General features: G+C 66.6%; 12 protein-coding genes. 5 read left to right on the forward strand and 7 right to left on the reverse strand.

Translation table 11 applies throughout. The annotated features are described in order from the left end of the window. Positions 1–10 precede the first annotated feature (10 nt). The 7 genes from Q0629_RS00430 to Q0629_RS00460 form a co-directional block, all read right to left on the reverse strand. Entirely contained in the window at positions 11–1717 is a 1707-nt protein-coding gene (locus Q0629_RS00430; protein ID WP_298777556.1) for a [FeFe] hydrogenase, group A, read from the reverse strand. Beyond that, the gene (locus tag Q0629_RS00435; protein WP_298777558.1) at positions 1718–3604 is read right to left on the reverse strand and encodes an NADH-quinone oxidoreductase subunit NuoF; all 1887 of its coding nucleotides are present in this window, start codon (positions 3602–3604) and stop codon (positions 1718–1720) included. It lies immediately after the preceding gene. Further along, complete coding sequence (locus Q0629_RS00440; protein WP_298777559.1) at positions 3601–4092, reverse strand: NAD(P)H-dependent oxidoreductase subunit E; 492 nt, start codon at positions 4090–4092, stop codon at positions 3601–3603. Before Q0629_RS00440 ends, Q0629_RS00435 begins: the two co-directional genes overlap by 4 nt. Before the next feature lie 210 nt (positions 4093–4302). Then, entirely contained in the window at positions 4303–5694 is a 1392-nt protein-coding gene (locus Q0629_RS00445; RefSeq protein WP_298777561.1) for a sodium-dependent transporter, read from the reverse strand. Between the two features lie 233 nt (positions 5695–5927). Further along, positions 5928–6395, reverse strand: coding sequence for a GrdX family protein (locus Q0629_RS00450; RefSeq protein ID WP_298777564.1), 468 nt, complete (start codon positions 6393–6395; stop codon positions 5928–5930). Continuing rightward, complete coding sequence (locus Q0629_RS00455) at positions 6385–7689, reverse strand: glycine/betaine/sarcosine/D-proline family reductase selenoprotein B (RefSeq protein WP_298777566.1); 1305 nt, start codon at positions 7687–7689, stop codon at positions 6385–6387. Before Q0629_RS00455 ends, Q0629_RS00450 begins: the two co-directional genes overlap by 11 nt. 72 nt (positions 7690–7761) lie before the next feature. Continuing rightward, positions 7762–9048, reverse strand: a complete 1287-nt coding sequence (locus tag Q0629_RS00460; RefSeq protein WP_298777568.1) for a glycine/sarcosine/betaine reductase component B subunit — start codon at positions 9046–9048, stop codon at positions 7762–7764. 273 nt (positions 9049–9321) lie between these two features. On the opposite strand from Q0629_RS00460, the gene Q0629_RS00465 reads away from it, so the two are divergent. The 5 genes from Q0629_RS00465 to tsaB are packed head-to-tail and all read left to right on the forward strand — an operon-like array spanning position 9322 to position 12835. Continuing rightward, on the forward strand, positions 9322–10506 hold the full coding sequence (locus tag Q0629_RS00465) for a sugar diacid recognition domain-containing protein (protein WP_298777570.1): 1185 nt from the start codon (positions 9322–9324) through the stop codon (positions 10504–10506). Between the two features lie 40 nt (positions 10507–10546). After that, positions 10547–11398, forward strand: coding sequence for an NAD(P)H-hydrate dehydratase (locus tag Q0629_RS00470; RefSeq protein WP_298777572.1), 852 nt, complete (start codon positions 10547–10549; stop codon positions 11396–11398). Further along, positions 11395–11694, forward strand: a complete 300-nt coding sequence (locus tag Q0629_RS00475) for a hypothetical protein (protein ID WP_298777574.1) — start codon at positions 11395–11397, stop codon at positions 11692–11694. The genes Q0629_RS00470 and Q0629_RS00475 overlap by 4 nt, the downstream gene beginning before the upstream one ends. Beyond that, a complete protein-coding gene (gene tsaE / locus Q0629_RS00480) occupies positions 11691–12197 on the forward strand; it encodes a tRNA (adenosine(37)-N6)-threonylcarbamoyltransferase complex ATPase subunit type 1 TsaE (RefSeq protein ID WP_298777576.1) in 507 nt (168 codons plus the stop codon). The genes Q0629_RS00475 and tsaE overlap by 4 nt, the downstream gene beginning before the upstream one ends. After that, positions 12197–12835, forward strand: a complete 639-nt coding sequence (tsaB, locus tag Q0629_RS00485) for a tRNA (adenosine(37)-N6)-threonylcarbamoyltransferase complex dimerization subunit type 1 TsaB (RefSeq protein ID WP_298777578.1) — start codon at positions 12197–12199, stop codon at positions 12833–12835. Before tsaE ends, tsaB begins: the two co-directional genes overlap by 1 nt. Positions 12836–12880: the final 45 nt, after the last annotated feature.

Here is a 12880-nt window from a genome sequence, read left to right on the forward strand (position 1 = left end):
CCGTCGCGCGTCAGGCGTGCTCCCCTTCCGGGACTTTGTGGTGTACGTGCAGCATCTCGTGTGAGCGGCCCTTGACGACGTTCTCGTAGAGGTAGGTGATGATGGGGTTCTCGTCGCTGCTCCGGATGCCGGACATCTTGTCCGCGCTGTAGAGTCCCGAGGCGCGCTCCCGCTTCACGGGGGTCAGGCCGTAGGGCTGGCCCGCGCCGCCGACGCAGCCGCCCTTGCAGGACATGACCTCCACCAGGTGGTAGCTTCGGCTGCCGTCGAAGATCTCCGCGATGAGCTGCTGGGCGTCCTTCATGCCGTGCACCACGGCAATGCGAATCTCCTGGCCCGCGAGCGTCAGGGTGGCCTCCTTCACGTTGTCGAAGCCGCGGATGGAGGTCATCTCGATCTTCTCCGAGGACAGGTACTGCTTGTTGCTGTTCAGACAGCGGCGGACCACCGCCTCCGCCACGCCGCCCGATGTGCCGAAGATCACACCCGCGCCGGAGCCCAGTCCGAGGGGCATGTCCGGGGCCAGATCCACCAGCGCGTCGAAGTCGATGCCGGCCTCCTCGATCATCTCGATGAGCTCCTGAGTGGTCAGGACGTAGTCCGTGTCCGGCACGCCGTTCGTCCGAAACTCCTCCCGCGCGGCCTCCATCTTCTTGGCCGCACAGGGCATGATCGCCACGCTGCAGGTTTCCCGCCCGTCAGCTTCCGCCTGGGCGTAGTACGCCTTGATCACTGGGGAGAACATCTGCATGGGGGAGCGACAGGTGGAGAGGTGCTTCAGGAGGTCCGGAGCGCAGTTCTCGCAGTACTTCACCCATGCGGGGCAGCAGGAGGTGAACATGGGGAAGGGCCCGCCGTCTTCAAGCCGCTGCATCAGCTCCGCCGCCTCCTCCATGACGGTGAAGTCCGCGCCGAGGGTCGTGTCCGTCACGTGGTCGAAGCCGAGGGTTCGCAGGGCGGCCACGACCTTGCCGATGCTGTTGACTCCGGGCTCGAGGCCAAAGCGCTCCCCAAGCGCCACGCGGACGGCGGGTGCGATCTGAGCGACGACGCGCTTTTTGGGGTCGAAGATAGCCTTCCACACGTCGTCGATGTGCCGCCTGACGCGGATGGCGTTGGTGGGACACACCGCCGCGCACTGGCCGCAGCTGATGCACCGGGTGTGGAGCATGGGCTCGTTGAAGGCGGGGCGGACCCGCGCCTCGGAGCCGCGGTTGACGAAGTCCAGGATCCCCATGCCCTGAATTTCGCTGCACACGCGAACGCAGTCGCCGCACAGGATGCACTTGTTGGGGTTGCGGATGATCGCGTAGGAGGACTCGTCCTGAGGCAGGCGCTCCCGCGTGTCCTCGAAGCGAACGCGCTTCACGCCGTAGCGGTGGGCCAGCATCTGGAGGCGGCAGGAACCGCTCTTGGAGCAGACCGTGCAGTCGCACTCGTGGGCCGCCAGCAGGAGCTCGAGGATCATCCTGCGGTAGCGCAGCAGGCGGGCAGTGTTGGTGCGGATTTCGAGCCCGTCCCTTGGCTCCATGGAGCAGGAGGAGTCGATCTTCCCCCGCGCGTCCTCCACCACGCACATCCTGCAGGCGCCGTAGGTGGACAGCTCGCTGTAGTAGCAGAGCGTCGGCATGTCGATGCCGGCCTTGTGGATGACGGCCAGGACGTTCTTCTCGTCGGTGAACTCCACAGGCCGCCCGTTGATGATCATCGTCCCCATTTACCACGCCTCCCGAATCGCCCCGAAGGGACAGTTTTCCATGCAGGCGCCGCATCGGATGCACTTGCCGTCGTTGATGAGGTGCGGGGCCTTCACCGTGCCGCTGATGGCGCCGACCGGGCAGCTCCGGGCGCACTTCGTGCAGCCCTTGCACTGAGCCGCGTCGATCTCGAAGCGCTTCATCTTCTGGCAGACCCTGGCCGGACAGCGCTTCTCCGACACGTGGGCCTCGTACTCGTCCCGGAAGTAGCGCAGGGTGGAGGTCACGGGGTTGGCCGCGGTCTTGCCCAGCCCGCACAGGGCCGTGTTCTGCACGGTGTCCGCCAGTTCCTCCAGCAGGTTCAGGTCCTCCGGCCGGCCCTGGCCCCCCACGATCCGCTCCACGATCTCAAGCATCCGCTTGGTGCCCTCGCGGCAGGGCACGCACTTGCCGCAGCTCTCCCGTTGGGTGAAGTTCATGAAGAAGCGGGCCACCTCCACCATGCAGGTGTCCTCGTCCATGACCACGAGGCCGCCCGACCCGATCATGGCCCCGATCCGCTGCAGGCTGTCGAAGTCGAGGGGCAGGTCGAGGTGCTCGTCGAGGCACAGGCATCCCCCTGAGGGGCCGCCGATCTGCACGGCCTTGAACTTCTTGCCGTTTCGGATGCCGCCTCCGATGTCGAAGATGATCTTTCGGAGGGTGGTCCCCATGGGGACCTCGATCAGGCCGGTGTTCACCACGTTTCCGGTGAGGGCGAAGGCCTTGGTGCCGGGGGAACCCTCCGTGCCGATGCCCCGGAACCAGTCCGCTCCCTCCTGGATGATCTTCGGGTCGTTGGCGTAGGTTTCCACGTTGTTGAGCACCGTGGGCTTCCCGAACAGGCCCTGCTCCACCGTGCGGGGCGGCTTCACGCGGGGCATGCCGCGGTTGCCCTCGATGGAGGAGGTCAGCGCGGACCCCTCGCCGCAGACGAAGGCCCCCGCCCCCTGATTGATGTGCAGCCTGAAGCTGAAGTCCGTGCCCAGGATGCCGTCGCCCAGGAGCCCCGCCTCCGTGGCCCGGTCGATGGCGGTCCGCAGGCGCTTCACCGCCAGAGGGTACTCGGCTCGCACGTAGATGTACCCCTCGTCGGAACGGGCGGCGTAGGCGGCGATGGTCATGCCCTCGATCATCCGGTAGGGGGCCCCCTCCATGATGGAGCAGTCCATGAAGGCGCCCGGGTCTCCCTCGTCGCCGTTGCAGACGACGTAGTGCTTGGGAGCCTTCTGACGGAGGACGGACTTCCACTTCTTCCCGGTGGGGAACCCGGCCCCGCCGCGGCCCCGGAGGCCGCTGCGATCGATCTCGTCGCAGACCGCCTCAGGCGTCATGTCGTGGAGCGCCTTGCCCAGCGCCGCGTAGCCTCCCCTCGCGATGTACTCGTTCAGGTCCACCGCGTCGATCTTTCCGCAGAACTCCAGAACGTTGTGGGTCTGCAGCCTGTAGAAGGGGATATCTCCCTCCGTGCGGCAGGTGCCGCCCTCCGCGCGGTAGAGCAGGCGCTCCACCACTTCGTTGCCCTTCAGGGAGCGCTCGAATATCTCCTGGCAGTCCTCCAGGCTCACCCTCGTGTAGAGGACGTCGAGCGGCTGGATGTGCAGGAGGGGCCCCATCTCGCAGAAGCCGATGCAGCCGCTCTTCTTCATGCCAAGGTCCCGGTGCCCCGGCTCAAGCCCCAGCTCCACGGAAACGCTCAGCCCCGCTCCCTCGCAGAGCTCTTTCAGTCGGTCGTAGATCTTGAGGGACCCTCCGGCCACGCAGCCCGTCCCGCAGCAGACGACGACCTTCTTGTCCTGAAGGGCCAGGCCCCTTTCCGCAGCGGCCCGCCGCTCCTCCAGCTCCCGGACGCTCGCGATGCGCGTCATCCCGCCGTCGCCTCCTTTCCCCGAATGGACTCCAGAAGCTCCTTGGCCTTGTCCACCGTCATCGTGGGGTGGACCTCGTCGTCCACCACCACCACGGGCCCCAGCCCGCAGGCCCCAAGGCAGGACACGATCTCCACCGTGAAGAGCATGTCGTCCGTCGTGCTCTGCGCCGCAGTCAGGCCCAGCTCCTTCCGGATCGCCCCCAGGATCGTGGCGCCCTTCCGGACGTGGCAGGCCGTCCCGTCGCAGCAGCGGATGATGTGCTTCCCCTTCGCGTTCAGGGAGAAGTTCTCGTAGAAGGTTGCGACGCCGTAGACCTTGGAGATGCTGACGTGCAGGTAGTCCGCGATCATCTCCAGCGCCGGACGCGGAAGGTAGTTGTAGAGCGCCTGCACTCCCTGCATGATGGGTATCAGGTTCGTCTGGTCGGCCGAGTAGCGCAGCAGGATGTCCTGGATGCGCGTAACGTCAATGTCCGTAGACCCCATTGAAGCCCCCCCTTAAAAAACAAGACAGAAACAAATGAAAGGACGCCAGATCCACGCGCCGTCTTCAGCGCGGCGCAAGACCGACAACTATCTATTGTATTATAAAGACAAGTGAAATAATTTGCAAGGCGCTTGCACAAAAAGGGACGGGAGGCCGATTGACCTCCCGTCCCGGGGTGCGAGGCGCGCGTTTTTTCGGAGCGCTGTTTTTTAGAGCCCGCGGTAGAGGATGACGATGAGGGCCAGCGGGATGCAGTAGGAAACGAAGAGGCTGATCCATCCGGGGATGCGGATGAAGCCCTTGGCCCCCAGGTTGCAGTCGGCGCGATAGTTCTCGAACTTCCAGTCGAAGGACAGGTAGAGGGCTACCAGGATGGCGCAGAGCGGCATCATGATGTCCCCGGAGAGGTGGTCGAAGAAGTTGAAGATGTCGCGGCCCATGATCTTATAAGCGGCCCAGGTGTTGGCGGGGTCGGGGTTCAGGGAGAGGATGGCCGGGATGCCCAGCAGGAACATGACGAGCAGGACGCCCCAGGTGGAGGCCTTGCGGCTCACCTTGAAGTACTCGGCGAAGCTGGCGGCCGGGGCCTCGAGGTAGCCGATGCCGGAGGTGAAGCCCGCCAGGGCAGCCAGGATGAAGAACATCGCGCCCCAGATCATCCCGCCGGGCATCTGTCCGAAGATGACGGGCAGCGCCTCAAAGACGAGGCCGAAGCCGCTGGTGGGGTCCATGCCGTAGCAGAAGAGCGCTGGGAAGACCACGACGCCGGCCACGATGGCGAAGCCCGTGTCCATGGAGATGACCCAGAAGCTGTCCATGGGGAGGTCGCTGTCGTCGCCCAGGTAGGAGCCGTAGACGACGGCCGTGGCGATGCCGATGCCGATGGAGAAGAAGGCCTGTCCCAGGGCGGCCAGCACGGCCTCCCAGGAGAGCTTGCTGAAGTCCGGCGTCAGGTACCACTTCAGGCCGTCCAGGGCCGTTTTGCCCCCCTCGACGGCGGGCTTCATCATGACGGAGTTCACCGCCAGGACGATCAGCATGATGCCCAGGATGGGCAGGAGGAACTTGCAGGTGCGCTCCACGCCGTCCTTGACTCCCTGGGTGACGGTGATGCCCAGGGTGAAGACGACGAAGAGCGTGTAGCCCGCCATCTTGACGGGGTTCTTCATGAGCTCGCCGAACATGGCCTTCGTCGAGTCCGGCGTGGCGCCATGGAACGCGCCCTTGAGGGACTCTACAGCGTAGGCGAACATCCAGCCGATGATGACCATGTAGTAGGCCATCAGGATGATGCAGGCGATGCAGCCCACCCAGCCGATCAGGTTCGCCGGCGTCGTCTTGCCCCCGGTGTACTCCCTGATGCCCACGATGGGCGTGCGCTTGATCTTGCGCCCCAGGCCGATCTCTGCGGTGAAGAGGGGGAAGCCGATCAGGATGCAGATCAGCACGTAGACGAGCAGGAATGCGCCGCCGCCGTAGGTTCCCGTCAGATAGGGGAAACGCCAGATGTTTCCGAGGCCGATGGAGAACCCCGCCGCAGAGAGGATGAAGCCGATGCGGCTGCCCCAAGTTTCACGCTTTTGTCCAGCCTGTTCAGACATGGTAAAACCACCTTCCGTTAGCATCGAAGTTGAATTGAACGCTTTATCGCTTGAAGCGCGGACCGACACTCAACTCCAGCCCGCAGCGCGCCTCACGGTGTTATGAGGAATGCATGAAGGATAAAGATATCCGCCATGCGGGGAGGTCATAACATTTACTGAAAAATTCAAGCCCCACAGGAATCTTGGGGGCTTAGTCACCCGAAGGCTTTTGAGCGAACGAGGAACGGCGCTCAGGGGAGGGGGGCGGTGCCGCCCTCCTTCAGGTCGAGGCAGATTCGGGAGTCCCGGAGGGCCCTGCAGAGGAGGTCCTCGTCGATCAGGGCGAAGTCCTCGCTGCGGCCCGGTCCCGCGTCCTCGTCGATGGCCCGCTGGGTCGTCAACCGTTCGCGGGCCTTCCCGATGGACAGAAGGCCCGCGGCGTCGTAGCGCCTGGCGCTCTGAGCCAAAAGCAGCGAGCGGTAGGGCGCCCGCATGAGGGGGACGTTTGGGGGCAGAGGGGCGGAAACCAGCGTCCGCCCCTCCTGCAGCAGGGCCTCGGCCCTGTCCAAGACGTCGAGAGGGGACCCCTCGACCCGGTGGACGGAAACGATCCCATGGCTGACCGCGAAGTCCGCGGTCAGCCTGGGGTTGTTCGTCACGATCTCAAAAACAGCGCCGCCGTCCATCGGGGCCTGCGTGCCCTCCAGATCAGTCCTCAAAGATCGTCTGATCGTCGATGGAGGTCTGCATGGCCTTGAGAGCGCGCATCACGAGCTCGCGCCTCTTGGCCTTGTCTCCGGCCTCGCCCAGCTGGGGCGCTCCCACCGGATGGGGGATGGCCACGCCGGGGACGATACGGTTAGCGCCCACCGTCATCATGATGGGAACGATCGTCGCAATCTGCACCACGGGGATGCCCGCCGCCTTCTCAATCTCGCGCGTCATCGATGCACCGCATCGAGTGCAGGTGCCTCAGGTGGAGGTGAGGATGGCCGCGTCTACTCCGGCCTTCTTCAGCTCGGCGCCTATTTCCTTGCCGAACTTCTCCGCGAAGGCCACGGCCGTGCCCGTGCCCGTCGTCGTGTAGAAGTAGGGGTGGACCTTGGCGAAGACCCCCTCCTTCTCCAGCTCCCGCATGACATCCAGCGGGACCACCACGTCGGGGTCCTCGTTGGCGAAGGTACGGTCGTAGCCGCCGTGGATGGACTCGTAGGCGCCCTTCATGCTGGAGAGCTTCGAGATGTCGTAGGTGCCGAAGCTCTCGGCGGAGGAGACGCGGATGTGATCCGGGTTCCCGATGGGAACGATGCCGCCCGAGCTCACGAGGGCGATCGTGGCCTTCTTGATGTCCTTGACGGGGGCTGCCGGCGGGATCTTGTTGAACTTCGGCATCTCGTACTCCGTGCGGAACTCCTCGCCCTTCAGCTTCTTGAGGAGCATCTCCACCGCGCGCTCGGCGCCGTTCTGCTCGTGGATGAAGTTCTTGCGGACGCCGCGGTGGATGTAACCCTCCACGCGCGCCGGGCCCAGGGGTTCGCCAGAGAGCAACTTCAGCGCCAGGGCGGCCATGGACTTCAGGTTCTTCCCCATGCCCCGGGCGCTGTCCGCGCAGGGGACGATGTAGGTCTTCTTGGAGTAGAGCTCCACGCCGGGGTTCTCGATGTACATGCCCGTCAGCGTCGGGATCTTGAGCTCCGCGGCCGCCACCGAGGCGATGTCGCCGCAGGCGAAGCCGTAACGTCCGGCGTTGAAGGCGGGGCCTGCGATCAGGATGTCCGGCTTCAGGTCCCGGATGAGCTTCAGGCACTCCTCCCGCGCCTTGTCCGTGTTGTTGCCGTAGTAGCTGTCGCCGCAGACGACGGTGCCGACGATCTTCGCGCCGTCGCCAAGCTCCTTGGCGAGCCCCACGCCGGGGCCAATGAGCTCCTCCTTGAAGAAGGGCGTCTGGTCGGCCTTCTCCTCGCCGCCGATGCCGGCGTAGAACTGGTTGATATAGTGAACTACACGCTTCATCGTGTCATATCCTCCTTATCTGGTCCAAGCTTTCTTTAAAGAATGGCTCCGTTCCCGGCCTTCCAGCCAGGGTTAGATCCACTCGCAGCCGACCTTGTTGAACCCGATCTCCGCCGTCGAGGCGATGATCGCCTGCATCTCCACGTACATGGAGCCGTCCTTGCGCAGGCTCTCGGCCGCGCCGCCCGACAGGTGGGCGATGGACTCGGGCCAGCCGTAGACGTTCTTCATGGCCGGGACCTCGAGCATCTCGTTCACGTTGCCCGTGGACACGAAGCCCGTCATCTCAGGCGTGGCGTCGGCCAGGCTCTGGCTCGCGCCGTCCGTCCCGGCGGCCTCGTCGGAGACGACCACGGACTTGATCCCCGCGCGCTCGAAGTTGCGGGCGTTCATGCAGAGGTCCGTGTCCGGGTTGCCGTAGCCCTCCTCGGAGACGATGACGCCGTCCGCGCCAAGCTCCTGAGCGATGGAGAGGTTCATCTGGGACGCGCGGACCTTGCCCATCAGCACCGTGCTCTCCTGGGTGGGGATGACGCCAAGGAAGTTCAGGTCCTTGCCGTGGCGCGCGTAGAGGGCCGCCACGATGGGGTTGTGCACGTGGTGCCACGTGGTGTTCTTGTCGCAGGCGGAAACGCAGTTTCCGGAAACCATCGCGCCGTCCAGCACCTCGTTGGGATGCAGCAGCGTCGGGAGGGAGGGGCGGATGTCCGCGCCGTAGACGTAGGTATCGTGCAGAAGCCCCTGGGTGATGTTCATGCAGACGTAGATCACCTTAGGCAGGTTCGGGTACTTCTCCTTCTCCTCTGGGACGGTGCCCTTCTCGAAGACATCAACGACGTCCGGCTTGGCGTCGCGGCACTTGTCCGCCAGGTACACGCCGAGCTTCAGCCCCGCCTCCCGCAGAACCTGCTCGTACTGATGCTGCTCCAGGTCCTTGATGGGCTCCACCACCAGCACCACGTTCTGCGTGGCGGAGAAGGGCGTGTAGACCGCGCCCGGGCCGCTCATGTCGATGAAGCCCTCCTGGAAGGCCACGATGGGCCCACAGGTCACCACGGCCGCGCCGTCCAACACGAGGGTCTTGCCCTCGCCGCAGCGGGCCATGGCGGTGTTGTTGAACCCTGGGTAGTACCCCTTGCGGTCCAGCTTCACCCGCGGCTCCACCACGTCCTTCACGGGGATGATGCGGGTGCTCTCGCCAGGACGCGCCAGTTCGAGGTCCACCTTGGCGAAGCGGCTCTCCTCGGCGATCAGGGCCTTTGCCTCCTCCTTGTTTACGTAGAGGACGCCGTCCTTGACGCACGTCGCGTTGCCCCACTGGACGTCCTTCACCTTCACCTTGTGCAGTTCCAGTCTCATGCTGCAAGCTTCCTCCTTTTTCTGTTTTGCCGCCCCCGCCCCCGGGAGCTGACGCGGTGCGTCAACGCTCGGTTTTGTGAGGGGTTCGGGCAGGGGGGAATAAAAATCCTGACGGCTCATTTAATCTATGATAAATTCAGAGGCTTCGAGCGGCATTATTCGACGGAATATAAATAAACGGGGGATGGAAAATTTTTTTGTTCTGTTGCATAATATCGCTTGCATAAGACGCCGCTGTGGAGCAGCAGCGGATCGCACGGAGGAGGGGTTCGGGTGCGCAGAAAGACGGCGCAGGCCATTGCGGAGATGACGAGCGAGGTGCTGGGGTACGGCGTGTTGGTGACGGACGAGGACGGGATCATCATCGGGTGCAGCGAGGTTTCCCGCGTGGGGAAGCTCCACGCGCCCTCCTTGTCCGTGATGGCCAGCGGGATGCCGAACCTGACGTCGAAGGAGGAGGCGCAGACGATGGGGGTGAAGCCGGGCTACACGGCGCCCATCCTGCTGTCCGGCCGCGTGGCGGGGACGGTGTCCATCGCTGGGCTGCCCCGCGACGTGGAGCGCTACGGCCGCCTTGTCAAGCGGCAGGCGGAGGTGCTCCTGATGGAGCAGGCGTTTCTGGAGAGGCGCCTCAGGCGGCAATGGGCGGTGCAGGAGCTGGCGGAGAGCATCATGCTCTACCGGCCCGAGGACGGAGGGGGCGAGGCCCTGCTGCAGCGGGGGCAGGACCTGGGCTTCGACCTGGGAGGCTGCCGCATCGCCGTCGTGTTGAACGTCCGGAGCCCGGAGGATCACCCTTCCGCCGGAGGGGAGAACGCCTTTCGGGAGATGGTCTTGAACCGCATCGTCAACTTCTTCGGCAGCCCGGAGCACCTCATCTCCCCGCTGAGCAGCCAGCAGATCGTGGCCTTCCTCAGCCTCTCCTGCGGGCGGGGGATGGAGGAGACAGCCCTTCGCCTCTGCGAGGAACTCGTGGCACAGCTCCGGGAGGCCGGGGTCGAGGCGGAGGCGGGCATCGGCCGCGGGGCGGAGGGTCTGCCGCGCCTGGCGGAGTCCGCCCACCTGGCGCGGGAGGCCCTCTCCACGGGGCGCGCGCTGGGGCTGACGGTCTGCGCGGCGCGGGCCCTGAGCGCGGAGATGCTGCTGTCTTACCTCCCGGCGTGGCGCAAGCGCCAGCACATCGAACACGTGCTGGGGGACGGCATGGACGCGACGCTGACGGAAACCTTCCTGGCCTGGTGCCGCAACCCCTTCTCCGCCAACGGCGTGGCACGGGAGCTGTCCATCCATCGCAACACGCTGCAGTACCGTCTGAAGAAGATCCGGGAGGTCCTGGGGCTGGACCCCTGGAACTTTCACGACGGCTTTGCCGTCTGGTCGGCCTTGATCCTTCGGAAGTTCAGCCGTTCCTTCAGGGCGGAGGGGCAGGGCGCGTCCCGGAACCCTGAGGCGGTATAATAATCGGCAGAAGCATCTTTAAGGAAGGGGAGTGAACGCCATGATTCAGAACGTGACGCGGGACGAGGTCGTCGCCCTGCTGCCCCGCAGGCGAACGGACATGCACAAGGGGGAGCGCGGCCGCCTGCTGGCGGCGGGAGGCTCGGCCCAGTACCCCGGCGCGCCGTCGCTCTCCGTGCAGGGAGCGCTGCGGTGCGGCTGCGGCCTGGTGTCGCTGCTCTCCCTGCCCTCCGTCTGCGCCGCCTGCGTTGCGCGCCTGCCCGAGGCCGTGTGTCGGCCCCTGGAGGACCCGGACGAGTGGCTTGACGTGGCCCTGTCGGAGGCCTCGTCCTTCGGAGCGGCCCTCCTGGGGCCGGGACTGGGGCGGACGGAGGCCGCGATGCGCTTTGTGGCGGGGATGTGGGGCCGCTGGCCCGGTCCGCTCCTGGTGGACGGGGACGGCCTCTACGCGCTGGCCCTTCAGGGCGCGAGCTGTCGCCTGCGGGAGGACGTGGTGCTGACGCCCCACGAGGGCGAGGCTGCGCGCCTGTTGGGGACGACGCCCGACGCGGTGCGGGGGGACCGGGAGGGCGCGGCGCGGCGCCTGGCGGAGCGTTGGGGCTGCGTCCTCCTGAAGGGGCACGGCAGCCTGCTGGCCTGCCGGGGGCGATCGACGGTGCAGCGGCTGACCTGGGGCGGCCCAGAGCTGGCCGTTCCGGGGTCGGGGGACGTGCTGTCGGGGGCCATCGGGGCCTTCCTGGCCGGCGGGATGGCCCCGCGGGATGCGGCGCTCCTGGGCGGCGCGGTGCACGGCATGGCGGGGGAGTGGCTGGCTGCGGGCGGCGTCGACGGCGTCCTGGCCAGCGAGATCGCGGACGCGATGCGCCTCGTGTTGGGGGAGCTTCGGTCGTGAGCTACCGCCATCGCCGGCGCGTGGACTGGGACGAGGAGATCCGCAAGACGGAGCGCATCCGGCGGCGGGGCCTCTTCACGAGCCTCTTGAGTTTTGCCGTGGCCGCCGCGGTCCTCATCGGGGTGAACCGCACGGGCGGCGTGGACATCAGCGTCCCCCGCCGGGTGATCTCCATCGCCTGCATCGTCGTGGCCTGCTTCGTGCTGCGCGTCACGATGCGCCACCGCGCCCGCGTGGTGCGCGAGCGGCAGGAGAGGGCGCTTCAGGAACGCATCGAGGAGGAGAGGGAGGAATGACGAGCCTGGCCCTGAGGTCGTCCTCCGAGGAGGCAACCCGGAACCTGGGGCGGCTCCTCGGCCGGGTCCTGAAGCCGGGGGTCACGGTGTTCCTCCGGGGGGACCTGGGCGCGGGCAAGACCGTGCTGGCCCGCGGCGTGGGTGACGCGCTGGGGGCGAAGGGCGTTCGCAGCCCCTCCTTCACGCTGGTCAACGAGTATCGGACGCCGGGCCTGCTGCTGGTCCACGCGGACCTCTACCGCCTGGACGCCGCTGGCGCGGACGCCCTGGGGTTGGAGGAATACGCGGGACTGCCGGACGCGGCGCTCCTGGTGGAGTGGCCGGACCGCTGGTCCTTCCCCCCGCAGGAGGACGTCCTGGACGTCCGCATTGAGGCGCTGGACGAGGGCGCCCGGCGGCTGTCCCTCAGCGCGGCGGGCACGAGCGCAGAGAAACTGCTCCAGGCCTTCGCGGAGGCGGTGCGGGCCGGGTGTCCGGGCGTCGAGGTTGGGGAGGGGAATTGATGAGAGGTCGCGTGTTGGCGCTGGACTGCAGCCTGAGGTTGACGGGGGTGGCGCTGGGCGAGGAGGGGCGGGAGGTCGCCTCGGAGGCGCTGGACCTGGGCCGGCGCCAGGCGGCGGAACTGCCGCTCATGGTGGCCCGCCTCCTGGAGGGGGCCGGCTGGTCGGTGCGGGACCTGGACCTCGTGGCCGTGACCAGCGGGCCGGGCTACTTCACGGGCATCCGCGTGGGGGCGGCCTACGCGGCGGCGCTGGCCTTCGGTCTGGGCGTGGGGCTGGTGCCCATCCCCTCGCTTGAGATGTTGGCTTTGTCCTGCCCGGACTGCACGGCATCCCTGGCCCTGGTCTACGCCGGACGCGGCTTCGTCTACGCGGCGTCCCACGGCGTGCCGGAGGGCTGTCCCGCCGGGGAGTACGGGGGAGAGTTCGTCGCGGAGTGGATGGCCCGTCACCCTGGGGTCCAGGCCATATCGGACGATCCGCAGCGCGCCGCCAGGGCGGCGGAGTTGACCTTCCCCATCCAGGCGGTGCGGCCCGACGTCCGGGTGCTAACCGGCGCAGCCTGGGCCCGCCGGGATCGGGCCATTGACCCGAAGGATCTGAAGGTGGCCTACTGCCGCGCCCCCCAGGGGACGGAGTGAGGAGCCCCGCCCCTCGCGGGGCCGACGGGCTTACGTTTATTTATC

It is taken from the genome of uncultured Fretibacterium sp., assembly GCF_938030725.1.
Taxonomy (GTDB): domain Bacteria; phylum Synergistota; class Synergistia; order Synergistales; family Aminobacteriaceae; genus Fretibacterium.